Raw genomic sequence first — 24,532 nt, forward strand, 5'->3', positions numbered from 1 at the left:
TATGTTGGCATTTATCCGTTTTCTTTTTGCAGGCCTGCTGCTGGTGATCGGCCACGCCTTTGCCGCCACGGTTCAGGACGAACACGGCACGTTTACACTCGATAAAACGCCACAACGGATTGTGGTGCTGGAACTCTCGTTCGCCGATGCGCTGGCCGCCGTGGACGTCAGCCCGATCGGTATTGCCGACGATAACGATGCAAAACGCATCCTGCCCGAAGTGCGTGCGCACCTGAAACCGTGGCAGTCCGTCGGAACGCGCGCGCAGCCGAGCCTGGAAGCCATTGCTGCCCTGAAACCAGACCTGATCATTGCCGACAGCAGTCGCCATGCGGGGATTTACACCGCCTTGCAGCAAATCGCGCCGGTACTGCTGCTTAAGTCCCGCAACGAAACCTACGCTGAAAATTTGCACTCAGCGGCTATCATCGGCGAAGTGGTAGGTAAAAAACGAGAGATGCAGGCGCGTCTGGAACAACATAAAGAGAAGATGGCGCAGTGGGCCAGCCAGCTTCCCACAGGGACACGCGTGGCCTTTGGCACATCACGCGAACAGCTATTCAACCTGCATACCCAGGAGACCTGGACCGGCAGCGTGCTGGCTTCTCTGGGGCTGAACGTTCCCGCTGCGATGGCGGGCGCGTCCATGCCGTCCATCGGCCTGGAGCAACTGCTGGCGGTCAATCCTGCCTGGCTGCTGGTTGCCCACTATCGCGAAGAGAGCATTGTTAAACGCTGGCAACAAGATCCGCTCTGGCAGATATTAACCGCCGCGCAGAAGCAGCAGGTTGCTTCAGTCGACAGTAACGCCTGGGCGCGGATGCGCGGTATTTTTGCCGCAGAGCGTATTGCCGCTGACACGGTAAAAATCTTCCACCATCAGCCGCTTACCGATGTGAAATGACCGCGCTAAAACACCCGGTGCTGCTGTGGGGGCTTCCCGTTGCAGTACTTATTATTATTTTCTGGCTGAGTCTGTTTTGCTACTCGGCCATTCCTGTTTCCGGAGCAGACGCAATCCGCGCCCTGCTGCCTGGACACACGCCAACGCTACCAGAAGCGCTGGTGCAAAACCTTCGTTTGCCGCGAAGCCTGGTCGCCGTTCTGATCGGCGCAAGCCTGGCGCTCGCGGGCACGCTGCTGCAAACCCTGACCCACAACCCAATGGCCTCTCCTTCACTGCTCGGCATTAACAGCGGCGCGGCGCTGGCTATGGCGCTTACCAGCGCGCTGAGTCCGACGCCGGTTGCAGGCTATTCCCTGTCGTTCATCGCGGCATGCGGGGGCGGCGTGAGCTGGCTGCTGGTCATGACCGCAGGAGGCGGGTTTCGTCATACCCAGGACAGAAACAAACTGATCCTCGCGGGTATCGCGCTGTCGGCCTTTTGTATGGCCCTGACCCGCATCACCCTACTGCTGGCCGAAGATCATGCTTACGGCATCTTTTACTGGCTGGCAGGCGGAGTGTCCCACGCCCACTGGCAGGATGTCTGGCAGCTCTTGCCGGTGGTGGTCACTACAGTCCCTGTCGTGTTGCTGCTGGCGAATCAACTGAACCTGCTCAACGTCAGCGACAGTACCGCCCATACGCTGGGAGTGAACCTGCCGAGACTACGTTTGATAATCAATATGTTAGTGCTGCTTCTGGTTGGCGCGTGCGTCAGTGTGGCAGGTCCGGTGGCGTTTATCGGCCTGCTGGTGCCACATCTGGCGCGCTTCTGGGCAGGCTTCGATCAGCGCAACGTACTGCCGGTGAGCATGCTGCTGGGGGCCACGCTGATGCTGATGGCAGATGTACTCGCACGCGCGCTGGCCTTCCCCGGCGATCTGCCCGCAGGCGCAATGCTGGCGCTGATTGGCAGTCCTTGCTTTGTCTGGCTGGTGAGGAGGCGAGGATGAAAATTGCGCTGGTCATTTTCATCACCCTTGCCCTGGCAGGCTGTGCGCTGTTATCACTCCATATGGGGGTGATCCCCGTGCCGTGGCGCGCGCTGCTGACCGACTGGCAGGACGGACGCGAGCATTATTATGTATTGATGGAGTACCGACTGCCGCGCTTGCTGCTGGCACTGTTTGTCGGTGCAGCCCTCGCCGTGGCGGGCGTGCTGGTACAGGGGATTGTGCGTAACCCGCTAGCATCACCGGATATTCTCGGCATTAACCATGCCGCCAGCCTTGCCTCTGTGGGAGCACTGCTTCTTATGCCATCACTATCCGTGATGGTGCTGCCGCTGCTGGCCTTTGCGGGCGGTATGGCGGGGTTGATCTTGCTGAAGATGCTGGCAAAGACCCACCAGCCGATGAAGCTGGCGCTCACCGGCGTGGCGCTTTCCGCCTGCTGGGCGAGCCTGACGGATTACCTGATGCTCCTGCACCCGCAGGATGTAAACAGTGCCCTGCTGTGGCTGACGGGTAGCTTATGGGGGCGCGACTGGCACTTTGTGAAGATTGCCGTGCCGTTGCTCATTCTGTTTTTGCCGCTGAGCCTGCGCTTTTGTCGCGATCTCGACCTGCTGGCGCTGGGCGATGCACGAGCAGCCACGCTCGGCGTGTCGGTTCAGCGCACCCGGTTCCAGGGGCTGATGCTGGCTGTCGCGATGACAGCAACCGGCGTGGCCGTCTGTGGCCCGATAAGTTTTATTGGTCTCGTCGTGCCGCACATGGTGCGCAGGATCGCCGGCGGGCGTCACCGCTGGCTGATGCCCGTTTCGGCCCTGACGGGCGCGTTGTTGCTGGTCATTGCCGATCTGCTGGCACGAATCATTCATCCGCCGCTGGAGCTTCCGGCAGGCGTGCTGACCGCCATTATCGGCGCACCGTGGTTTGTCTGGCTGCTTGTGAGAATGCGATAAATGAGATTACGTACTGAAAATCTGACCGTCAGCTATGGCGCACAAACCGTGCTGGATGGACTTTCTCTCGCCCTGCCTGCCGGAAAAATCACGGCCCTGCTCGGCCCTAACGGTTGCGGGAAATCGACGCTGTTGAACTGTTTTTCTCGCCTGTTAACACCAGACTCTGGCGAGATATTGCTTGATGAAAAACCCATAGCCGGTTTTTCCGCCCGCCAGCTGGCTCGCCGCCTGGCTTTACTGCCGCAACACCATTTATCCCCCGAGGGGATCACTGTACGGGAACTGGTTTCCTACGGCCGCAGCCCGTGGCTGTCGTTGTGGGGGCGACTCTCCGCGGAAGACAACGAGCGGGTCAACGTGGCAATGAGTCAGACCCGGACGCGCAATCTGGCTGACCGCAGGTTAACCCAGCTTTCCGGCGGCCAGCGCCAGCGTGCGTTTCTGGCGATGGTGCTGGCACAGGATACCCCACTCATTCTTCTTGATGAGCCTACGACCTACCTCGATATCAATCATCAGGTTGAACTGATGCGCCTGATGGTTGAACTCAAAAGGCAGGGGAAAACCGTAGTGACGGTACTCCACGATCTGAATCAGGCCAGCCGCTATTGCGATCATCTGGTGGTACTGGCAAGCGGTCGCGTGATGGCGCAAGGTGCTCCGGAAGCAGTGATGAAACCAGAGCTTCTAAAGACGGTGTTCAGCGTAGAAGCGGAAATCCATCCCGAACCGGTATCTGGCAGACCCATGTGTGTGGTGAAGTAGTCTGGCGAAGTCATAAGGATCATCACAGGACAGATAAAGGAAGTGATAACCACCTGCCAACAGGCACCAAAATCTGGCTGGTTGCCGGTATCACCGACATGCGCAACGGCTTCAATGGTCTCGCCGCAAAGGTGCAGACGATGCTGAAAGATGACCCGATGTCCGGCCATGTCTTCATCTTCCGGGGCCGCAGCGGCAGTAAGGTCAAACTGCTGTGGTCCACCGGCGACGGGCTGTGCCTGCTGACCAAACGGCTGGAACGCGGCCGCTTCGCCAGGCCCTCTGCCCGCGATGGCAAAGTGTTCCTGACCCCGGCGCAGCTGGCAATGCTTCTGGAAGGCATCGACTGGCGGCAGCCTAAAAGACTGCTTACGTCCCTGACCATGTTGTAGGCCTCTTTATCCTGGTTGTCGTTGAATAAGCCTGGTAAAATGCGGGCTTATGAACAACACCTCCCCCTGACGACATCCTTCTGCTGAAACAGCGCCTGTCCGAACAGGAAGCGCTGAACCGCGCCCTGCTGGAAAAGCAGGCCGACCGGGAGCGCGAAATAGACCATCTGCAGGCGCAGCTGGATAAGCTTCGCCGGATGAACTTCGGCAGTCGTTCTGAATAAATCTCCCGCCGCATCGCGCAGATAGAAGCCGACCTGAACCGGCTTCAGACAGAAAGCGATACGCTGACGGGTCGGGTTGCCGATACGGGCCGGGCCCCGTATCGTTTTAACCCTGAATATTCATCGCAGATATTGTTTCGGGTTTTCCGGTATACCAGCCCTGAACTAGGTAACCGGGGCCAAGAGAACGGACGAATTCAAACTGTCCTGGCGTTTCCACCCCTTCAAACATCAGTGGTTTGCCAGTACCACGTAACCCTTTCACCACAGAAACAAGTAGCGCTCGCTTCACCGGGTCATCAATATTGGCAATAAAAATACGGTCTATTTTTATCTCATCGAAATCCAGTACCGTCAGCCATTCAATATGGGGGCCGCTTGGAAAACGGAATCTATGGTCACTCCCGTTTTTGCAACACCGATTTTGACGACAAGTTGGCTTGCTTGAATCTATCCGGCGTCTGAATGGGATTTTATTCCCGCGCCTTGATGAGTTCCGCGCCTGATGAACCTCCAGAAAATATACGGCTTCAATGAGCCTTTCCGTTTTACAGGTTCCTCAACAGGCCGGTGGGCCGTTAGTATCATCAATATCAGTATTCGCAAAACCAGATCAGTAATTCTTTAAACCGGTGTATTTCTGCCGTTATGCTACATAAGTTTGCTGTCGTGCCGTTAGGGCCCAGGCTATTCTGGCCAGCTTGTTTGCCAGAGCACAAGTGACGACAAAGTTGCTTTTCCGGCACAGTAAATCCCTGACCCAATCGGCCAATTTGCCAGACTGGTGTTCCAGTTTTTGTATGAATACCCTGGCACATTGAACCAACAAAGTTCGGATCTTTTTATTACCTCGCTTACTAATTCCCAGCAATGTCGTCCTACCTCCCGTGCTGTACTGCCGAGGTACAAGCCCTGTTGCCGCCGCAAAGTCACGGCTGCTGGCGTACTGCTTCCCGTCGCCAATCTCAGTTGAAATAGTACTCGCTGTCAGTGTTCCGACGCAGGGAATGCTCAGCAAGCGCTGTCCAACCTCATCTTCGTCCAACTTTCGTTTCAACTGGGATTCCAAATCTTTAATCTGCTCAACAAGATAGTGATAATGCTGTTGTAATTTCAGCAATAACTGGCTGAGGTAAAGAGGCAAACTATTATCCTCAAGAATGGTACTCAGTCGGCTAATAACGGCAGCTCCTCGGGGAACGCTAATGCCAAATTCCAGCAGAAAAGCATGCATTTGATTGGTTGTTTTTACCTTATCCTGAACCAGGGATTCACGGACACGATGCAGAGCCCGCATTGCCTGCTGAGATTCCGTTCTGGGCTGCACAAAACGCATAGACGGACGCGATGCAGCTTCACAAATAGCTTCGGCGTCGACAAAGTCGTTTTTATTGCTTTTAACGAACGGGCGGACAAATTGTGGTGATATCAGCTTTGGGGAATGCCCCAACTCTTCCAACTTGCGTGCCATAAAGTGAGAACCGCCACAGGCTTCCATTGCGATGGTTGTAGCGGGGCATGTCGCCAAAAATTCGATCAACTTTGGCCGGGTAAATTTTTTACGGTAAACAGCCTTCCCGCGACGATCCTGGCAATGAATATGGAAAGAGTTTTTACCCAGATCGATACCAATGAGCGCAATGTTTTCCATGATAGTTCTCCGAATGAAAGCCTGTCCTCAGCATAGTACCGGGAAGGAGGGAGTGACCATCTCATTAAATATCCTACGTTAAGCCTGTTTTTTGAGCTGGCATGACGGGCAGCTATGAGCGAAGTATAGTCATTCGCCCTATCTCTTTTGTCGCACTTTCAACAAGGGGGTCGCTTGGAAAGCGGAACGAGGTCAGTCTCCGCCCGGACTGCTCAGCTCTTTAAACAGCAAAAGAGAGGCATCTTATGAGAAGGGATTGTTCAGTATGTCAGGGCAGACTGCTTTTTCATCCGCAGGTACTGAGGGTAAATGCTCAATTCCGGTACGATTCTTACTCTATAGCCAGACAGAATTCAGCATTGTGCTGAACCCGAATCTTTTTTTACTCTGACAGGCCTGTTCATCAGAACCCTGAAAAAACAATTTTCCCGTTCACATTTTTATTTTCCATGTCCTCATGAGCCCGGCGAAGTGCTTTAGCATTCAGCCTGCCATACTCTGCCAGCAACGGAGGTTTGAGCTTACCGGAATCCAGCATGCATGAGAGTTTGTTAAGAATATCATGTTGTTTAGACATGTCCGCAGTAGCATGCATGGGGCGGGTAAACATTGCCTCCCAGTGAACAGAAACGCTCTTAAATTTGATCAAACGCAGATCCAGTGGTTCAGGGTCGTCGATGAGTCCGATACGGCCTTGTGGGGCAATAATTTCGGCCATATTTTCCCAGGCAGATGGCGTGGTGTACGTTGAGAAAATCCGGGTAATGGGAGGGAGTCCAGCAAGGCTGGCAACCTGTGGCGCAAGCGCACATGAATGATCCAGGACATAATGCGCACCAAACCCGCGAACCGCTCTGACACTCTCCTGCCGGGAGGCAGTCCCGATGATGTTCACCCGACTCAGAGTGCGGGCAAGCTGTATAGCCATACAAGGGACTCCGCCCGCACCGCCAAGCATCAACAGGGTCTGATCAGCATCTCCGTTCACTGACAACTGCAGACGATCAAATAACATTTACCAGGCTGTCAGACCGGTCAGAGGAACCGACGCTGCAGCTTCAAAACTTAGTGCTGCCGGCTTTATCCCCGTAATGCGTTCGTCAACCAGCTGAAACTCTGCGTTGGCTCCCTGGCGATCGAGCACACCGGCATAGAAAACGTGGTCACCTGGCCTGAACAGCGTCACATCTGGTCCGGTTGCTTCAACAACACCGGAAGCGTCGTATCCCATAACTACCGGATTGCCTGCAGAGGGACTGATGTTTCGCCGGCTTTTCAGGTCCCGTGGGTTAACCGCGACCGCCCTGACTCTGATCAAAAGATCACGCCCCTTGGGCATGGATGGGTGGGGAAGCGACAAATCTTCAATAACGGATGTACTTTCCCCGGGTTGCCAGAAACCAACGGCTTTCATTCTGTCTCCTTAAAAAGGTCAGTCACCAGATAAATAAATGTAAAAGTGTGCGGAACGCGATACCCGCCAGTGCCCCCGGCAGTGCAAATCGAAAAATACGCGGAAAGCGGGCGCTGGGTAATGCTGTCAACCTGTTGATGACTATTTTAATCTGTAGTCATTCAATCCTTGTAACATCAGGATGATCCTGGTGTCAGTGAAAATACGAAATCAACACGTTGGTATCATTACCCACCTGTGAACTGACGTCGGCATTTTGAATCTCACTTCGGCGTGCCCCCTCCGAATGGCGCAAAACATTTCGTGGTATGGCATGATAGCACCCGAAGAGAGTCAATTCAGGGTGGTAAATGTGAAACCAGTAACGCTATACGATGTCGCAGAGTATGCCGGTGTCTCTTATCAGACCGTTTCCCGCGTGATGAACCAGGCCAGCCACGTCTCTGCGAAAACGCGGGAAAAGGTGGAAGCGGCGATGGCGCAGCTGAACTACATTCCCAACCGCGTGGCACAACAACTGGCGGGCAAACAGTCGTTGCTGATTGGCGTTGCTACCTCCAGTCTGGCCCTGCACGCGCCGTCGCAAATTGTCGCGGCGATTAAATCTCGCGCCGATCAACTGGGTGCCAGCGTGGTGGTGTCGATGGTAGAACGAAGCAGCGTCGAAGCCTGTAAAGCGGCTGTACATAACCTTCTCGCGCAACGCGTCAGTGGTCTGATCATTAACTATCCGCTGGATGACGAGGATGCCATTGCTGTGGAAGCTGCCTGCGCTAATGTTCCGGCCCTATTTCTTGATGTCTCTGACCAGACTCCCATCAACAGTATTATTTTTTCCCATGAAGACGGTACGCGACTGGGCGTGGAGCATCTGATCGCATTGGGTCACCAGCAAATCGCGTTGTTAGCCGGTCCATTAAGTTCTGTCTCGGCGCGTCTGCGTCTGGCGGACTGGCATAAATATCTCACACGCAATCAAATTCATCCGATAGCGGAACGGGAAGGCGACTGGAGTGCCATGTCCGGTTTTCAACAAACTATGCAAATGCTGAATGAGGGCATCGTTCCCACTGCGATGCTGGTTGCCAACGATCAGATGGCGCTGGGCGCAATGCGCGCTATTACCGAGTCCGGGCTGCGCGTTGGTGCGGATATCTCGGTAGTGGGATACGACGATACCGAAGACAGCTCGTGTTATATCCCGCCGTTAACCACCATCAAACAGGATTTTCGCCTGCTGGGGAAAACTAGCGTGGACCGCTTGCTGAAACTCTCTCAGGGCCAGGCGGTGAAGAGCAATCAGCTGTTGCCCGTCTCACTGGTGAAAAGAAAAACCACCCTACCGCCCAATACGCAAACCACCTCTCCCCGCACGTTGGCAGATTCCTTAATGCAGCTGGCACGACAAGTTTCCCGACTTGAAAGCGGGCAGTGAGCGCAACGCAATTAATGTGAGTCAGCTCACTCATTAGGCACCCCAGGCTTTACACTCATGTGTCCGGCTCGTATGTTATGCGAAAATGTGAGCGGATAACAATTCACACAGGATACAACTATGACAATGATTACGGATTCACTGGCCGTCGTATTACAACGTCGTGACTGGGAAAACCCTGGCGTTACCCAACTTAATCGCCTTGCGGCACATCCCCCTTTCGCCAGCTGGCGTAATAGCGAAGAGGCTCGCACCGATCGCCCTTCCCAAGAGTCGCGCAGCCTGAATGGTGAATGGCGCTTTGCCTGGTTTCCGGCACCAGAAGCGGTACCAGAAAGCTGGCTGGAGCGCGATCTTCCTGACGCCGATACTGTCATCGTCCCCTCAAACTGGCAGATGCACGGTTACGATGCGCCTATCTACACCAACGTGACCTATCCCATTGCGGTCAATCCACCGTATGTTCCCACGGAGAATCCGACGGGTTGTTACTCGCTCACATTTAATATTGATGAAAGCTGGCTACAGGAAGGCCAGACGCGAATTATTTTTGATGGTGTTAACTCGGCGTTTCATTTGTGGTGCAACGGGCGCTGGGTCGGTTACGGACAGGACAGTCGTTTGCCGTCTGAATTTGACCTGAGCGCATTTTTACACGCCGGAGAAAACCGCCTCGCGGTGATGGTGCTGCGCTGGAGTAACGGCAATTATCTGGAAGATCAGGATATGTGGCGGATGAGCGGCATTTTCCGTGACGTCTCGTTGCTGCACAAACCGACCACACAAATCAGCGATTTCCATGTTGTTACTCACTTTAATGATGATTTCAGCCGCGCTGTACTGGAGGCAAAAGTTCAGATGTACGGCGTGCTGCGCGATGAGCTGAGGGTGACGGTTTCTTTGTGGCAGGGTGAAACACAGGTCGCCAGCGGCACCGCGCCTTTCGGCGGTGAAATTATCGATGAGCGTGGCGGTTATGCCAATCGCGTCACGCTACGTCTGAACGTCGAAAACCCGGCGCTGTGGAGCGCCGAAATCCCGAATCTCTACCGTGCGGTGATTGAACTGCACACCGCCGACGGCATGCTGATTGAAGCAGAAGCCTGCGATGTCGGTTTCCGCGAGGTGCGGATTGAAAATGGCCTGCTGCTGCTGAACGGCAAGCCGTTGTTGATTCGCGGTGTTAACCGTCACGAGCATCATCCTCTGCATGGTCAGGTCATGGATGAGCAGACGATGGTGCAGGATATCCTGCTGATGAAGCAGAACAACTTTAACGCCGTGCGCTGTTCGCATTATCCGAATCATCCGCTGTGGTACACGTTGTGCGACCGCTACGGCCTGTACGTGGTGGATGAAGCCAATATTGAAACCCACGGCATGGTGCCAATGAATCGTCTGACCGATGATCCGCTCTGGCTACCCGCGATGAGCGAACGCGTAACGCGAATGGTGCAGCGCGATCGTAATCACCCGAGTGTGATCATCTGGTCGCTGGGGAATGAATCAGGCCACGGTGCTAATCACGATGCGCTCTATCGCTGGATTAAATCTGTCGATCCTTCCCGCCCGGTACAGTATGAAGGCGGCGGAGCCGACACCTCCGCAACCGATATTATTTGCCCGATGTACGCGCGTGTGGATGAAGACCAGCCCTTCCCGGCTGTGCCGAAATGGTCCATCAAAAAATGGCTTTCGCTGCCTGGAGAACTGCGTCCGCTGATCCTTTGCGAATATGCCCACGCAATGGGTAACAGTCTTGGTGGCTTCGCTAAATACTGGCAGGCGTTTCGTCAATACCCCCGTTTACAGGGCGGCTTCGTCTGGGACTGGGTCGATCAATCACTGATTAAATATGATGAAAACGGCAACCCGTGGTCGGCTTACGGCGGTGATTTTGGCGATACGCCGAACGATCGCCAGTTCTGCATGAACGGTCTGGTCTTTGCAGACCGCACGCCGCATCCAGCGCTGACAGAAGCAAAACACCAGCAGCAGTTTTTCCAGTTCCGTTTATCCGGGCAAACCATCGAAGTGACCAGCGAATACCTGTTCCGTCATAGCGATAACGAGCTCCTGCGCTGGATGGTGGCGCTGGATGGCAAGCTGCTGACAAGCGGTGAAGTGCCTCTGGATGTCGCTCCACAAGGAAAACAGTTGATTGAACTGCCTGAACTACCGCAGCCGGAGAGCACCGGGCAACTCTGGCTAACGGTTCACGTAGTGCAACCGAACGCGACCACATGGTCAGCAGCCGGGCACATCAGCGCCTGGCAGCAATGGCGTCTGGCGGAAAACCTCAGCGTGACACAACCCTCCGCGCCCCACGCCATCCCGCAACTGACCACCAGCGAAACGGATTTTTGCATCGAACTTGGTAATAAGCGTTGGCAATTTAACCGGTTGTCAGGTCTTCTTTCACAAATGTGGATCGGCGATGAAAAACAACTGCTGACGCCGCTGCGCGATCAATTCACCCGTGCACCGCTGGATAATGACATTGGCGTAAGTGAAACGACCCGCATTGACCCTAACGCCTGGGTCGAACGCTGGAAGGCGGCGGGCCATTACCAGGCCGAAGCAGCGTTGTTGCAGTGCACGGCAGATACACTTGCCGACGCGGTGCTGATTACCACGGTCCACGCGTGGCAGCATCAGGGGAAAACCTTATTTATCAGCCGGAAAACCTACCGGATTGATGGAAGTGGTCAAATGGCGATTACCGTTGATGTTGAAGTGGCGAGCAATACGCCACATCCGGCGCGGATTGGCCTGACCTGCCAGCTGGCGCAGGTAGCAGAGCGGGTAAACTGGCTCGGATTAGGGCCGCAAGAAAACTATCCCGACCGCCTTACTGCGGCCTGTTTTGACCGCTGGGATCTGCCATTGTCAGACATGTATACCCCGTACGTCTTCCCGAGCGAAAACGGTCTGCGCTGCGGGACGCGCGAATTGAATTATGGCCCACACCAGTGGCGCGGCGACTTCCAGTTCAACATCAGCCGCTACAGTCAACAGCAACTGATGGAAACCAGCCATCGCCATCTGCTGCACGCGGAAGAAGGCACATGGCTGAATATCGACGGTTTCCATATGGGGATTGGTGGCGACGACTCCTGGAGCCCGTCAGTGTCGGCGGAATTCCAGCTTAGCGCCGGTCGCTACCATTACCAGTTGCTCTGGTGTCAAAAATAATAATAACCGGGCAGGCCATGTCTGCCCGTATTTCGCGTAAGGAAATCCATTATGTACTATTTAAAAAACACAAACTTTTGGATGTTCGGTTTATTCTTTTTCTTTTACTTTTTTATCATGGGAGCCTACTTCCCGTTTTTCCCGATTTGGCTACATGACATCAACCATATCAGCAAAAGTGATACGGGTATTATTTTTGCCGCTATTTCTCTGTTCTCGCTATTATTCCAACCGCTGTTTGGTCTGCTTTCTGACAAACTCGGGCTGCGCAAATACCTGCTGTGGATTATTACCGGCATGTTAGTGATGTTTGCGCCGTTCTTTATTTTTATCTTCGGGCCACTGTTACAATACAACATTTTAGTAGGATCGATTGTTGGTGGTATTTATCTAGGCTTTTGTTTTAACGCCGGTGCGCCAGCAGTAGAGGCATTTATCGAGAAAGTCAGCCGTCGCAGTAATTTCGAATTTGGTCGCGCGCGGATGTTTGGCTGTGTTGGCTGGGCGCTGTGTGCCTCGATTGTCGGCATCATGTTCACCATCAATAATCAGTTTGTTTTCTGGCTGGGTTCTGGCTGTGCATTCATCCTCGCCGTTTTACTCTTTTTCGCCAAAACGGATGCGCCCTCTTCTGCCACGGTTGCCAATGCGGTAGGTGCCAACCATTCGGCATTTAGCCTTAAGCTGGCGCTGGAACTGTTCAGACAGCCAAAACTGTGGTTTTTGTCACTGTATGTTATTGGCGTTTCCTGCACCTACGATGTTTTTGACCAACAGTTTGCTAATTTCTTTACTTCGTTCTTTGCTACCGGTGAACAGGGTACGCGGGTATTTGGCTACGTAACGACAATGGGCGAATTACTTAACGCCTCGATTATGTTTTTTGCGCCACTGATCATTAATCGCATCGGTGGGAAAAACGCCCTGCTGCTGGCTGGCACTATTATGTCAGTACGTATTATTGGCTCATCGTTCGCTACCTCAGCACTGGAAGTGGTTATTCTGAAAACGCTGCATATGTTTGAAGTACCGTTCCTGCTGGTGGGCTGCTTTAAATATATTACCAGCCAGTTTGAAGTGCGTTTTTCAGCGACGATTTATCTGGTCAGTTTCTGCTTCTTTAAGCAACTGGCGATGATTTTTATGTCTATTCTGGCGGGCAATATGTATGAAAGCATCGGTTTCCAGGGCGCTTACCTGGTGCTGGGTCTGGTGGCGCTGGGCTTCACCTTAATTTCCGTGTTCACGCTTAGCGGCCCCGGCCCACTTTCCCTGCTGCGTCGCAAGGTGAATGAAGTCGCTTAAGAAATTAATGTCGGATACGGCGCGAGCGCCTTATCCGACCAACTTATCAGGACGGAATGTTAAAAATGAACATGTCGATGACAGAAAAAATAAAAGCAGGCAAGCTATTTACCGATATGTGCGAAGGCTTACCTGAAAAAAGACTTCGTGGGAAAACATTAATGTATGAGTTCAATCACTCGCATCCATCAGAAGTTGAAAAAAGGGTAATGACTCCAACTTATTGATAGTGTTTTATGTTCAGATAATGCCCGATGACTTTGTCATGCAGCTCCACCGATTTTGAGAGCGACAGCGACTTCCGTCCCAGCCGTGCCAGGTGCTGCCTCAGATTCAGGTTATGCCGCTCAATTCGCTGCGTATATCGCTTGCTGATTACGTGCAGCTTTCCCTTCAGGCGGGATTCATACAGCGGCCAGCCATCCGTCATCCATATCACCACGTCAAAGGGTGATAGCAGGCTCATAAGACGCCCCAGCGTCGCCAGAGTGCGTTCACCGAAGACGTGCGCCACAACCGTCCTCCGTATCCTGTCATACGCGTAAAACAGCCAGCGCTGACGTGATTTAGCACCGACGTAGCCCCACTGTTCGTCCATTTCAGCGCAGACAATCACATCACTGCCCGGTTGTATGCGCGAGGTTACCGACTGCGGCCTGAGTTTTTTAAGTGACGTAAAACCGTGTTGAGGCCAACGCCCATAATGCGTGCACTGGCGCGACATCCGACGCCATTCATGGCCATATCAATGATTTTCTGGTGCGTACCGGGTTGAGAAGCGGTGTAAGTGAACTGCAGTTGCCATGTTTTACGGCAGTGAGAGCAGAGATAGCGCTGATGTCCGGCAGTGCTTTTGCCGTTACGCACCACCCCGTCAGTAGCTGAACAGGAGGGACAGCTGATAGAAACAGAAGCCACTGGAGCACCTCAAAAACACCATCATACACTAAATCAGTAAGTTGGCAGCATCACCCATTTTTGTGCATTACGTCGCATGTATATTCCTCGTTAAAATACAGGCGGGGCTGAATAAAGGTGAGGCTCGCAATGCCCTTGCGCGAGCGGTCTTTATGCATCGGCTGGGTGAAATCAGAGATCGGGGGCTGGAGAATCAGAGCTATCGAGCCAGCGGTCTGACGTTGCTGACTGCGGCGATCTCACTGTGGAATACGGTATATATAGAAAGAGCGATAGATTCTTTGAGACGAAAAGGGATCCCGATTAATGAGCAACTGATTACCATCTGTCACCACTGGGATGGGAACATATCAACCTGAGCGGGGATTACGTCTGGAGAACGAACCTCAAACTGGGACAGGGTAAATACCGCGCATTACGCTCAGTGAATAGTAATATGTACAAAAAACAGGCTTAGCGTAGGATAATTAATGAGATGGTCACTCCCTCCTTCCCGGTACTATGCTGAGGACAGGCTTTCATTCGGAGAACTATCATGGAAAACATTGCGCTCATTGGTATCGATCTGGGTAAAAACTCTTTCCATATTCATTGCCAGGATCGTCGCGGGAAGGCTGTTTACCGTAAAAAATTTACCCGGCCAAAGTTGATCGAATTTTTGGCGACATGCCCCGCTACAACCATCGCAATGGAAGCCTGTGGCGGTTCTCACTTTATGGCACGCAAGTTGGAAGAGTTGGGGCATTCCCCAAAGCTGATATCACCACAATTTGTCCGCCCGTTCGTTAAAAGCAATAAAAACGACTTTGTCGACGCCGAAGCTATTTGTGAAGCTGCATCGCGTCCGTCTATGCGTTTTGTGCAGCCCAGAACGGAATCTCAGCAGGCAATGCGGGCTCTGCATCGTGTCCGTGAATCCCTGGTTCAGGATAAGGTAAAAACAACCAATCAAATGCATGCTTTTCTGCTGGAATTTGGCATTAGCGTTCCCCGAGGAGCTGCCGTTATTAGCCGACTGAGTACCATTCTTGAGGATAATAGTTTGCCTCTTTACCTCAGCCAGTTATTGCTGAAATTACAACAGCATTATCACTATCTTGTTGAGCAGATTAAAGATTTGGAATCCCAGTTGAAACGAAAGTTGGACGAAGATGAGGTTGGACAGCGCTTGCTGAGCATTCCCTGCGTCGGAACACTGACAGCGAGTACTATTTCAACTGAGATTGGCGACGGGAAGCAGTACGCCAGCAGCCGTGACTTTGCGGCGGCAACAGGGCTTGTACCTCGGCAGTACAGCACGGGAGGTAGGACGACATTGCTGGGAATTAGTAAGCGAGGTAATAAAAAGATCCGAACTTTGTTGGTTCAATGTGCCAGGGTATTCATACAAAAACTGGAACACCAGTCTGGCAAATTGGCCGATTGGGTCAGGGATTTACTGTGCCGGAAAAGCAACTTTGTCGTCACTTGTGCTCTGGCAAACAAGCTGGCCAGAATAGCCTGGGCCCTAACGGCACGACAGCAAACTTATGTAGCATAACGGCAGAAATACACCGGTTTAAAGAATTACTGATCTGGTTTTGCGAATACTGATATTGATGATACTAACGGCCCACCGGCCTGTTGAGGAACCTGTAAAACGGAAAGGCTCATTGAAGCCGTATATTTTCTGGAGGTTCATCAGGCGCGGAACTCATCAAGGCGCGGGAATAAAATCCCATTCAGACGCCGGATAGATTCAAGCAAGCCAACTTGTCGTCAAAATCGGTGTTGCAAAAACGGGAGTGACCATAGATTCCGTTTTCCAAGCGGACCCCTCAAACGTCGAAAGACCGCCAGGATGAAGGGCTGTTAAAAGATGCCACGAAAATTACCGTCGGCTTTCGAAAAGACGGTGGCCGTTTTCGAATCACCTGGTCTAACACCGACAACATCTACGGCATAGAGGAAGAGACCGCGCCCGGAATCTGGAGCACTTCGGAGGGAGACATAGCACAACGATTTCCTGTCAGGATTTACAGCCAGAAACAGATATTCGAACTGGCGAAGCATCCCCAGGCACTCTTGCAGGTTGTCGATGATGCCCCAGCGGTCAATCATCGTGATTGGCAGCTTAAGTGGGAGGAATTGCTTTCCAAATATCTCTCGATTCGCGCCCAGGAGCGTGAAGTTCAGGCCGGACTTCAGGAGGAATCCGTAACCAAAGGTCAGCTTGAGGACGTCAAACGCAAGCTCGATGTTTTTGAAAAGGCGGGCCACGCGGATGTCCTGAAGACTTACCAGCTCAGACAGAACCAGAGTAAGGCTATGGACTCTTGGGGAAAGACCTGGGAAGGTTCCGCCGAACAGGTCCGGGATATTTCAGGAAGTCTGTTGCCACCAGAATTGGATTTACAACATTTCGACGTTGGGAATGCGGATGACAAAGAACTCATCGATAACGTCGAGGGCATCCGTGCGACTTTTGAGAAGCTCCAGATAGAGATGAATTCAATCGCGCAGCGGATTGATGATGCGAAGAGCGCATGGAATCAAGCGCGGCCAGACTTGAGAATATCGAAAAAAATCACAACGGCGAACCAGGAATACACCGACCTCCTCGGTCAACTCAGTGCAGCAGATGCGGGCGATCCATCTGCATATAGTGTTCTGGTTAAGCAGCGGCAAGATTTCGAAGATAAGCTCAAAGGATTCAACAAAAAGAGAGAAACTCTTGCGCAACATCAGAAGAGCGCAGAAGAGTGCTTGGTCAAGCTCCATGAGCATCGGGCCATGATAACCAAGCTTCGCGAGGACTTTCTCAAGGAGACCCTCGTCGGCAATTCATATGTACAGATCAATGTCATTCCGTTTGGAAACAAGCTCACGGTTGAGGAAGAATTCCGTAACCTGATCGGCCGCGGCAGTGGCGGCTTTGATCGCGATATTGGGGTAGTTGACGGGGATGAGGGCTTGCTGGCTAATCTAACGCAAGAGCAATCCAGAACTATGGATGAAAAAATTGAGACATTGAAATCATTGCTACTTGCAATCCATGCAAACGATACTATAGCGGTGGCTTCCTCCAAAGATCGACGCTTTGTATCCCACATTCAGGGGCTAACTCCGGAACAGATAGATCGAATTCAATGCTGGTTTCCAGGTGATTCTCTGGATATCAGATATAGCCTTAAGAATGGCGAGAGCTTCAAACCCGTAGAGCAAGGATCTCCGGGTCAAAAAACGGCTGCTCTCCTTGCATTTATCCTTTCATATGGCAATGAGCCTCTCGTACTTGATCAGCCTGAGGACGATCTTGACAACCACTTGATCTATGACCTGATCGTGACGCAATTGCGGGAGATCAAACAGAAACGGCAGGTTTTAGTGGTCACGCACAACGCCAACATCGTTGTGAATGGTGACGCGGAAAACGTCATTGCCCTTGATATTAGGTCTGGCCAAACCAGAATTGTGACGCAAGGGGGTCTTCAAGAGCCTTCCATACGCGATGAGATATGCCGAGTGATGGAAGGTGGCAGAGAGGCCTTTACCCAAAGATATAAAAGAATCAATGCAGTAATCACATAAAAAGGCGCTGCACTCGGACGGCAATTCCGCTGCGCTCAATTGCCGCCGATGCTTGATCGTTAACGTCCGCTCCTGGCACAAAGTTGACAGCTAAAAGTTGGCAACTCTGCCTTTGGCGAGGAGCGGATTTTGAAATGTTTAGCTTCGTACTCAATTTCATTGTATTAAAGATGTATGCCCGTTGTTACATAGGAATGTTTGGGCTGATTATGCTTTTACATATAGATCTAGGAAATAATCGCCCCTTCCACTTTTGTATGAATGACCGATTTTTGAAAAATTATACTTTACGAACAAATGCTGCATACGAGTATTAATTTGACGAACAGTGGCAAAGCATCCCTTGTCTGATAAATTCTCAGATATGTAATGACATATTGATTCCATTAATTTACTTCCTAGTTGTAGTCCTCTCATTTTTTCATTGACGTAGACCCATCCTAACTCAAAATCGTATTTTTCTTGCTCGGAAACTCCAGCCTTTTCAAAAGAACCTAATTTATACCCTGCTCCTGGACGCTTAATTGCACCAATACCAACGCATCGTTCCTTGGTATAGATAAAGAACAGATGCTCAGCATCCAATATCCTTCCACTTAGCCCCACAGGATCGACTTCCGACCCCTCGATTACTAGTTTTTCAAATGTTTTTAACTCATTTGCGTCGCAATTTTTAGGGCTCTTGGCTATTAATATTACTTCCATCTTCGAGACTCTCTTTACATATAATTGACTAATTTAAACTATGAATATTACGCTTTTTTTATCCATTTAAAATATAAAAAGTAACAGTGAGTAAGCGATTTTATTTTTGTGATCCTCAATCCCCCTGGCAGCGTGGTTCAAATGAAAATACGATTAGATTGCTCAGAGAGTATTTTCCAAAAGGAACAAGCCTTTCAGTTCACAGCCAGCAAAGATTAAATAGTATTGCTAGGCAACTTAACGAGAGGCCGACAAAAACACTAGACTTTGAATCACCCGCAGAGCGATTTAACCAGTGTGTTGCATCCATTGCTTGAGCTCACAGCACAGGACTGCCTGTCAGATTAGGTTTTACTCTGCGCCATAGCTGTGTCAGCACAAATACAGCTTACAACTCCTCCAATTCTTAAAATATAGTCCAAAATTTTTACGGAGTGGAGGTTGATCAGCTATTTAAAATGTTAAATTGAGAACGTCAGATTAAATTTGCTATACACATTAACTGTGTTTTACAGTACTTTACTATTTGAGTAGGGTAATGTTTTTTCTTTTCGTCTCAATAAGTTCTGAATTTAGTCTGTCAATTATTTTTTCAAGTTCCAATATATGATGTAATGCATCTCTTAAAGAACTCATTTGCTTGTATTGGTCCGCGGCAATTTGTGCATTAAAAGTTTTCAATGCAATGTTTTCATCTCGGAATTTGTTTTTTAATCGTTCCGCTTCAAGTGCTTTCTGCTTCCATTTTTTTTGTTGATTTTTTGGACTGCTTACGGCAAAGGGAGAATTACTCTCTTGCTTGATTTTCGTGATTTTTTCAATAATTTCAGGGTAGTAATATGCACTTCCATTACCGAGGCCAGATTCAACCTCTACAGCACGAACACTAAGTTTCCGAGATTGTAAAATTCTCTTTGGCTCGCCACATAAAATTCGGTCTAAGGCTGTCTCAAGTCTTAAGAGTGTGTTGTCTTTCTTATTCATCTGTCCTGATCTCTATTTCAGGTTGATAGGGTCGATATTCTATTGAAAAGTCAGACATCACTTTCTCAGCCGCACGAATTTGCGTAATGCAATGAGTATAAACCGCCATTGATACTCCTGTGTTTTCAGTTAGGTATAAGACTAAAGTTTCATGTTTGCTTTTCCACCATGCTGCCTGCTCGCTATCTATAATACTTCCATGTGTACTGCAATCTACGCAGAATGCAGGGTTGACGACCCCATCCATCTCACAGTCATATCCATTCTTACAATAGCCATGTAGCGTTCCGTGCAAAGTGATTTTTTTATCTTTCACCAGTTTATAAACTTGATCCCAACTGTTAAACATGACTGGTAAATCATCCCTCAATTTAAGAATATCTTTCCCATGACTTCCAGAGAGTACTTCAGTACCATGAAACCAAGACCAGTACTTTTGGGTAATTTGCTCATTACCTATTGTATCTATCATTTTCTGTAATTCTTGGTCAGCTTCTACTTCATCCAGGCGTGAAGGGATACCACCTTCGCAATACCATTCAGACATCTGTAGATAGAGATGCTTAAATTGTTGTTTGATGGCTATAGCATTCCCCAATCTGTTTTTAATTGTAAAAAAAGCAAGAGTTCTTCTGAATTGATGAGGGGAAAGTTTCCAGTGTATTCCAACATGAACATGGTTCTTAATCTTTTCTTGGCTATTGGGGTTGGCTCGAAGACATTCTGCATAATCTTTTTCCGAAACTATTGCACCAGCATATTTGGAGAAATTCCTAAGCCGTAAAATCCAGCACGATATTCTTTTGGGGTCAGTAGAGCGCTGCCCTTGGGAAAGCCAAAGGCATTGTGCAAGTTCTTTGTCCCTCTCGGTTAATGCTTCTTGTAGCAAGAACTCTCTTAAATGTTTTGTTAATACGCTCATAAGTTCCACCGCTTTTTGAACGATAGGAGCTACAACCCACTCAGTATGCTTTTCCCCTATTTTATGGGTTTTCCCTTTTAGAAAATGAAAGGTTCTACCGCTGTATATAGCATTGTAATAACTATCCGAAGTTAGCTCAAAAAGTTCACTTTCGCGCATACCGGAGAATGCTGCGCAGCAAACAAAACAAGCGGCCGTAAGATTCCCGCGCTGCAGATGCCACCAGGCTCCATTAGCATCGGTCGGCCGGTCAGGGTATTCACCAAGAAGTTCTGAAATGATATCGGATGGTTTGAAGGGGGAAAAATGGGAAGTTTCTTTGGCAAAATGATGCCTAAATTCAGGGGTACCTTCTTGAACCGTTAGCCATTTCCATTGTCCCGATTTTATTTTATTATGAACTTCTTGTTCTCCTAGTTTGTAGTTTTCCTGAAGACGTCGCTCCGTTTCACCCAGCTTGTCTCTATGTTGCCACGCAGTTTCGACGAGATTTACCGCATTGTGTAATAATTTATCTGCGATACCTTCCGGTATGGCTAATGTCTGTTCTCTTTCGGTTGCTTCTTCTCGGCATATCTTTTTACTTAAAGGTGTTGGTTTGAATATTATTTCAGGGTAATCAAATCCCATCCAAGGGAACATCTGATGAGCTTGTTGAAGAGCAGAAAGTATATGAACTATTGTTCCTGCGCTCATTCTTTCACCTTCAAGGAAAGATAAATATTTTTCCCATGTTGCAGGTTCGCTTATGCGAGAAATGCTGTCGAGATTATTTAACATAAGAAAATTATAACTTTTCTTCAAACCTGATGATCTGGAAATGATTGTTGATGTTTTTGTGGGGGAACTGTATTTCATATTTTTTGTAAATAACCAACCATAACAGATAAGTTTCATTTCGTATAATAGTGATGAATGAGACTTAAGTTCGGAGAAATTAATTTGTTTATGTGTTAAGTTTTTAGTTATTATTAAAGGGGAGCAATTCCAGATAATATCACCAAACTTGGCAGCTATACTCCCCTTGTCATCCATACAAATAGCAACATCATTTAACTCTTTGAAGCATTGAGCTCTATGAAGAGAGACTACATCACAAGTTTCTGGACAATGATTCTCATTAATATTGTCAGGCAAATAGATTTCCAGAGTATGTTTTCTCATCATGCTTCCTTACTATTAAATGGGTAAAGAAATGATTGATCTTGCCATAAAGGATGAGGCCCCTCGTCCAGCAATTTTTGAGTTGCTTTTGAAAGGGTTTTTTTATCAATATTCAGCAATATCTTTTCTATTAATGTCAAGACAGAGTCATAATTTTGGTGGAAATGGTAGTGATTAACGTGCTTATAAATACTCTCTTCTATACATTCTTTAAAACTTAATAAACACCAGATGTCAGTAGGTTCGGCAACAATAACTTGATGAGGGCAGGAGAAGCATATCAACAGATCTGAGCAGGCAAACTTTTCTGTAGAAATTAAGTCATGTCTTTGTGCTCGTTGTAAAAATCTTTTCGCTTGTTCCCCAAACGGGTTTTTGCAATAACTACCATGGGCTTGTCGCATCGGGGGTGACTTCATTTTAAGCATGTTTTCATATGTTAAAATTTCAACATTAAGTTCATTTTTTATTCTTGATTTTGATTGCTGTACGTTTCCACCATGCTTTGCTTTATCTGCTAAAATAGATACTGTCTCTTGGATCATTGACTGATTTTCGTATTCATTTCCTTCAGAGTAATATCTGCGGGTCGTTTGCGGTAAATTCCCTAAGAGAGATGCACTCTGTATGTGAGAGTGATGTAATTGTATCAATTGACTGCCAGTTGCACGGAACCTCGATACAATAGGTGTTAAGCTAAATCCTTTATCATCGGTTAAATTAAATGTCTCATACAGGAATTTATTGAAGTTTTGCATATGATATGCTGTTAATCGAGCGGTACGATTAAGTGACGCAGTCTGAAAAAGTAAATTGCTACTAACTGAAATTGCTTTTGAAACTTTAAGAAGTTGGTTGAAAAATTCCAGTGAATATTTTGGGACGTTTAGTTGTCCGTGATCTCCAATTTGAACTGTGATAACTCTAAATGCTCGGCGTTTAAATGCGGGCATTTGGTACCAAACTTCATTTAAATTGTTTTTTGTTATTCTGGGCCTTTCAATTGCAAGCAGTGTAGTAGTGTTGGCCCAAGTATAGTATGACATTAAATATACACCACAAGTCATTAATTGACTGATGCTTCCATATATAGAGTATACTCTCCCTTCCCATATAAAATTCATTGGCGTATTATTTTTACCTTGTGACATATAAATCTTTGGCTTCTGAAGAAATTGTTTGGAAAGTTGTTTGAAAAAAGCCCGTAGCAATGGAAGTAATTTTTTTAAATCGTTATCGCTGTAGGATTTATATGACTCTGACTGAGATCTTCCTAATGTTGGGAGTTCATCAAACCATCTCTCAGGTAAATCAAGCAAAGCGAAAAGTTTCTTAGTGGTACTTATTGCAGTAGTGTATGAACTGTTTTTTATTTCCCCACATTTATTTTTATATATAAGGTAATCACTATAAGCGAACACGGATTTATTAGTAAAGGTTGGGTGATTGTTTGCATCGCAAAAATAGATGTATTGTCTAAAAGCCTCAAACAAAGAAAATTTTGAAGCCGGAGCATAGCTGCTATCTTTGAAAGCAATGTATATACTTTCAGCGCTAATTTCTCTGGGTACAACAACGCATTCCCCTCTTAGAATAGTGCGAAATGACGGGAAATATAAATAGTTGTAGCGATTGAAATATAGATTTTTTAAACAGTTACCTCCGTCAGTAACTTGTATTGATAAAATTTCATCAGAAAGAGGGGGTCTTTTTTCAATCATTTTAATTGCCCCTTATGGCATTATCCATCACTGAATCCAGCAGTGAGAAGACATATTTGAACATTTCATTTTTTTTCAAGTAGCGGATATATTTAAATGTAGTTCTTTCGTTATTATGCCCCATCCATCCCATAATGCAGTCAAGAGCCTCTCCCTCGGTAAGACTACTTTCCAGCAGGTCTTGTAGTCTGTATGTGGCATAAGTACTTCGGAGGTCATGAAACCGATAGCGAAAGCCAGGCTCTTTTTTAGCGAGTTCATTCCTGAATGCTACCCATCGTGAGTTTAGAACTTCTGGTTGGCTGCAATTTCCTTGCTGACTGATAAAAAGAGGTTCAAATCGAGAGGCTTTCTTAAGGGATTTCTTAATATTGTCCGAAATTTTGACCCTAGATATTTCTTGCTTGGCTATTTTTGCATGTAATTTTGAAAGTCTTTTTTGCCTTCTTTCTGACAAGGCGTAGCGTTGTAATGCGTTTAATAGGGGAGAGGGTACTTCTATCGTCCTTTTTTTTCTGAATTTTGTCTCAACCCCATTTTGAGGGCCAATGGTGATCATATAACGCAACTTTAGTTCGTTGGCGGGCCTAGCTTGAGACAGTGCTTCAATTGTGAGGCTGCACACTTCACGAAGTCTCAATCCACTTTTACAAGCAAGCAAAACCATAAGCATAAATTCGGTAGATTGATGACACAGGTTCGATGAAAGTAAGGAAAGATGTTCTTGAGATAATGGCGTTAATGACTGAACTTCGGCATTGGCGACTTTGGGGACACGGATACGTAAATCGCTTGTTTGCACGCTAACTTTCGGTCGAAGATGAGCTAGTACATCATTGTTCCTACGTTCAACAAACTCAATGGTAAAAGGAGCTTCTTTTTCATCTGAAATAACAAGGTGATGATTTTCAATTGTCCATAGATAAAATTGAACCACATGCCCTATATAAGTATTTGCTGTTGTGAAAGCGAGAGTCCCTTCTTTAACAGCATTTAATAAGTCATTGGTGCGGAAGCGGTATGTGGGCTTCAAACGCTTAACTGGAGGGAAATGATTCCATTCAAGCTCTTCACGTTCTAGAAACGACCAGTAACGAAGCAGTGCCCTGGCAGAAGAGCTTATATCTTCTAACCTTTTGACTGTCTTAAGATCCAAAAACCACAAATTTACAATTTCAACAAACTGACCATGTTCATTGTAAAGCGTAGGCAGGCTGCCTATTTCAATGCCATCGCAATAATCTATTGAGTCGAAACTGATTTTTGCCCTAGCACCATGTGTGACTCTGGCAGAATGTATAATTCGGGCCAT

At 48.6% G+C, this 24,532-nt stretch carries 18 protein-coding genes and 5 pseudogenes; 14 read left to right on the forward strand and 9 right to left on the reverse strand.

From position 1 onward, the window contains the following. The first annotated feature begins 1 nt into the window (after position 1). The 6 genes and pseudogenes from fecB to U0026_RS01240 form a co-directional block, all read left to right on the forward strand. Complete coding sequence (gene fecB / locus U0026_RS01215; RefSeq protein ID WP_004118241.1) at positions 2 to 904, forward strand: Fe(3+) dicitrate ABC transporter substrate-binding protein FecB; 903 nt, start codon at positions 2 to 4, stop codon at positions 902 to 904. Further along, positions 901 to 1,899, forward strand: coding sequence for an iron-dicitrate ABC transporter permease FecC (gene fecC, locus U0026_RS01220; RefSeq protein WP_062779789.1), 999 nt, complete (start codon positions 901 to 903; stop codon positions 1,897 to 1,899). The genes fecB and fecC overlap by 4 nt, the downstream gene beginning before the upstream one ends. Continuing rightward, on the forward strand, positions 1,896 to 2,852 hold the full coding sequence (gene fecD / locus U0026_RS01225) for a Fe(3+) dicitrate ABC transporter permease subunit FecD (protein ID WP_004118246.1): 957 nt from the start codon (positions 1,896 to 1,898) through the stop codon (positions 2,850 to 2,852). The genes fecC and fecD overlap by 4 nt, the downstream gene beginning before the upstream one ends. After that, complete coding sequence (fecE, locus tag U0026_RS01230) at positions 2,853 to 3,620, forward strand: Fe(3+) dicitrate ABC transporter ATP-binding protein FecE (RefSeq protein WP_004152282.1); 768 nt, start codon at positions 2,853 to 2,855, stop codon at positions 3,618 to 3,620. A 98-nt stretch (positions 3,621 to 3,718) separates the two neighbouring features. Continuing rightward, positions 3,719 to 4,012, forward strand: coding sequence for an IS66 family insertion sequence element accessory protein TnpB (tnpB, locus tag U0026_RS01235; protein ID WP_062779791.1), 294 nt, complete (start codon positions 3,719 to 3,721; stop codon positions 4,010 to 4,012). Between the two features lie 49 nt (positions 4,013 to 4,061). After that, positions 4,062 to 4,320: pseudogene (locus U0026_RS01240) on the forward strand (IS66 family transposase); the annotation flags it as partial. Positions 4,321 to 4,342: 22 nt separating this feature from the next. Here the strand turns inward: U0026_RS01240 and U0026_RS01245 are convergent. The 3 genes and pseudogenes from U0026_RS01245 to U0026_RS01255 all read right to left on the reverse strand — a co-directional run bounded on the left by U0026_RS01245 (position 4,343) and on the right by U0026_RS01255 (position 7,301). Further along, positions 4,343 to 4,771 (reverse strand): EAL domain-containing protein, encoded by a 429-nt coding sequence (locus U0026_RS01245; protein WP_309401587.1) that lies wholly within the window; start codon positions 4,769 to 4,771, stop codon positions 4,343 to 4,345. 111 nt (positions 4,772 to 4,882) lie between these two features. Next, positions 4,883 to 5,887 carry an IS110-like element IS4321 family transposase gene (locus U0026_RS01250; protein ID WP_000427623.1) on the reverse strand — a complete coding sequence of 335 codons (1,005 nt, stop codon included), beginning with the start codon at positions 5,885 to 5,887 and terminating at the stop codon, positions 4,883 to 4,885. 403 nt (positions 5,888 to 6,290) lie between these two features. After that, positions 6,291 to 7,301: pseudogene (locus tag U0026_RS01255) on the reverse strand (zinc-binding alcohol dehydrogenase family protein). 352 nt (positions 7,302 to 7,653) lie between these two features. Here U0026_RS01255 and lacI point away from each other — a divergent pair. The 4 genes and pseudogenes from lacI to U0026_RS01275 all read left to right on the forward strand — a co-directional run. After that, on the forward strand, positions 7,654 to 8,736 hold the full coding sequence (gene lacI / locus U0026_RS01260; protein ID WP_016809493.1) for a DNA-binding transcriptional repressor LacI: 1,083 nt from the start codon (positions 7,654 to 7,656) through the stop codon (positions 8,734 to 8,736). A gap of 120 nt (positions 8,737 to 8,856) precedes the next feature. Beyond that, entirely contained in the window at positions 8,857 to 11,931 is a 3,075-nt protein-coding gene (lacZ, locus tag U0026_RS01265) for a beta-galactosidase (RefSeq protein WP_039184234.1), read from the forward strand. A 51-nt stretch (positions 11,932 to 11,982) separates the two neighbouring features. Continuing rightward, positions 11,983 to 13,236, forward strand: coding sequence for a lactose permease (gene lacY / locus U0026_RS01270; protein ID WP_039184238.1), 1,254 nt, complete (start codon positions 11,983 to 11,985; stop codon positions 13,234 to 13,236). Between the two features lie 65 nt (positions 13,237 to 13,301). Further along, positions 13,302 to 13,442, forward strand: a pseudogene (locus U0026_RS01275) (maltose acetyltransferase domain-containing protein); the annotation flags it as partial. A gap of 14 nt (positions 13,443 to 13,456) precedes the next feature. Here U0026_RS01275 and U0026_RS01280 read toward each other — a convergent pair. Then, positions 13,457 to 14,154, reverse strand: a protein-coding gene (locus tag U0026_RS01280) for an IS1 family transposase (protein WP_241973930.1) whose coding sequence is annotated in 2 segments (ribosomal slippage) — positions 13,457 to 13,905 and positions 13,905 to 14,154 — 699 coding nt in all. Because the reading frame shifts where the segments join, the coding sequence is not laid out codon by codon here. A gap of 92 nt (positions 14,155 to 14,246) precedes the next feature. Between U0026_RS01280 and U0026_RS01285 the strand changes: the two are divergent. From U0026_RS01285 to U0026_RS01295, 3 genes and pseudogenes are all read left to right on the forward strand, one after another. After that, a pseudogene (locus tag U0026_RS01285) lies at positions 14,247 to 14,611 on the forward strand (Tn3 family transposase); the annotation flags it as partial. A gap of 78 nt (positions 14,612 to 14,689) precedes the next feature. Next, complete coding sequence (locus tag U0026_RS01290; RefSeq protein ID WP_000427623.1) at positions 14,690 to 15,694, forward strand: IS110-like element IS4321 family transposase; 1,005 nt, start codon at positions 14,690 to 14,692, stop codon at positions 15,692 to 15,694. Between the two features lie 392 nt (positions 15,695 to 16,086). Continuing rightward, positions 16,087 to 17,724, forward strand: coding sequence for a TrlF family AAA-like ATPase (locus U0026_RS01295; protein WP_338418577.1), 1,638 nt, complete (start codon positions 16,087 to 16,089; stop codon positions 17,722 to 17,724). A gap of 207 nt (positions 17,725 to 17,931) precedes the next feature. Here the strand turns inward: U0026_RS01295 and U0026_RS01300 are convergent, their stop codons facing one another. Then, positions 17,932 to 18,429, reverse strand: coding sequence for a GNAT family N-acetyltransferase (locus tag U0026_RS01300; RefSeq protein WP_062778825.1), 498 nt, complete (start codon positions 18,427 to 18,429; stop codon positions 17,932 to 17,934). A 101-nt stretch (positions 18,430 to 18,530) separates the two neighbouring features. On the opposite strand from U0026_RS01300, the pseudogene U0026_RS01305 reads away from it, so the two are divergent. Further along, positions 18,531 to 18,746 (forward strand): annotated as a pseudogene (locus tag U0026_RS01305) (transposase); the annotation flags it as partial. 205 nt (positions 18,747 to 18,951) lie between these two features. Here the strand turns inward: U0026_RS01305 and U0026_RS01310 are convergent. The 4 genes from U0026_RS01310 to U0026_RS01325 are packed head-to-tail and all read right to left on the reverse strand — an operon-like array spanning position 18,952 to position 24,532. After that, complete coding sequence (locus U0026_RS01310; protein ID WP_062778827.1) at positions 18,952 to 19,413, reverse strand: hypothetical protein; 462 nt, start codon at positions 19,411 to 19,413, stop codon at positions 18,952 to 18,954. Continuing rightward, a complete protein-coding gene (locus U0026_RS01315) occupies positions 19,406 to 21,502 on the reverse strand; it encodes a hypothetical protein (protein WP_126440952.1) in 2,097 nt (698 codons plus the stop codon). The genes U0026_RS01310 and U0026_RS01315 overlap by 8 nt, the downstream gene beginning before the upstream one ends. Next, positions 21,499 to 23,220, reverse strand: coding sequence for a hypothetical protein (locus U0026_RS01320; protein WP_062778831.1), 1,722 nt, complete (start codon positions 23,218 to 23,220; stop codon positions 21,499 to 21,501). Before U0026_RS01320 ends, U0026_RS01315 begins: the two co-directional genes overlap by 4 nt. 1 nt (position 23,221) lies before the next feature. Beyond that, positions 23,222 to 24,532 carry a site-specific integrase gene (locus U0026_RS01325; RefSeq protein WP_062778833.1) on the reverse strand — a complete coding sequence of 437 codons (1,311 nt, stop codon included), beginning with the start codon at positions 24,530 to 24,532 and terminating at the stop codon, positions 23,222 to 23,224.

The sequence above is a fragment of the Kluyvera intermedia genome (assembly GCF_034424175.1).
Lineage (GTDB): Bacteria > Pseudomonadota > Gammaproteobacteria > Enterobacterales > Enterobacteriaceae > Kluyvera > Kluyvera intermedia.

What these genes read in the sequence shown, in the direction of transcription:
- fecB (WP_004118241.1), top strand. Translation starts at nt 2, where the DNA reads ATGTTGGCATTTATCCGTTTTCTTTTTGCAGGCCTGCTGCTGGTGATC.
- fecC (WP_062779789.1), top strand. Translation starts at nt 901, where the DNA reads ATGACCGCGCTAAAACACCCGGTGCTGCTGTGGGGGCTTCCCGTTGCA.
- fecD (WP_004118246.1), top strand. Translation starts at nt 1,896, where the DNA reads ATGAAAATTGCGCTGGTCATTTTCATCACCCTTGCCCTGGCAGGCTGT.
- fecE (WP_004152282.1), top strand. Translation starts at nt 2,853, where the DNA reads ATGAGATTACGTACTGAAAATCTGACCGTCAGCTATGGCGCACAAACC.
- tnpB (WP_062779791.1), top strand. Translation starts at nt 3,719, where the DNA reads ATGCGCAACGGCTTCAATGGTCTCGCCGCAAAGGTGCAGACGATGCTG.
- U0026_RS01250 (WP_000427623.1), bottom strand. Translation starts at nt 5,887, where the DNA reads ATGGAAAACATTGCGCTCATTGGTATCGATCTGGGTAAAAACTCTTTC.
- lacZ (WP_039184234.1), top strand. Translation starts at nt 8,857, where the DNA reads ATGACAATGATTACGGATTCACTGGCCGTCGTATTACAACGTCGTGAC.
- lacY (WP_039184238.1), top strand. Translation starts at nt 11,983, where the DNA reads ATGTACTATTTAAAAAACACAAACTTTTGGATGTTCGGTTTATTCTTT.
- U0026_RS01290 (WP_000427623.1), top strand. Translation starts at nt 14,690, where the DNA reads ATGGAAAACATTGCGCTCATTGGTATCGATCTGGGTAAAAACTCTTTC.
- U0026_RS01300 (WP_062778825.1), bottom strand. Translation starts at nt 18,429, where the DNA reads ATGGAAGTAATATTAATAGCCAAGAGCCCTAAAAATTGCGACGCAAAT.
- U0026_RS01310 (WP_062778827.1), bottom strand. Translation starts at nt 19,413, where the DNA reads ATGAATAAGAAAGACAACACACTCTTAAGACTTGAGACAGCCTTAGAC.
- U0026_RS01315 (WP_126440952.1), bottom strand. Translation starts at nt 21,502, where the DNA reads ATGATGAGAAAACATACTCTGGAAATCTATTTGCCTGACAATATTAAT.
- U0026_RS01320 (WP_062778831.1), bottom strand. Translation starts at nt 23,220, where the DNA reads ATGATTGAAAAAAGACCCCCTCTTTCTGATGAAATTTTATCAATACAA.
- U0026_RS01325 (WP_062778833.1), bottom strand. Translation starts at nt 24,532, where the DNA reads ATGGCCCGAATTATACATTCTGCCAGAGTCACACATGGTGCTAGGGCA.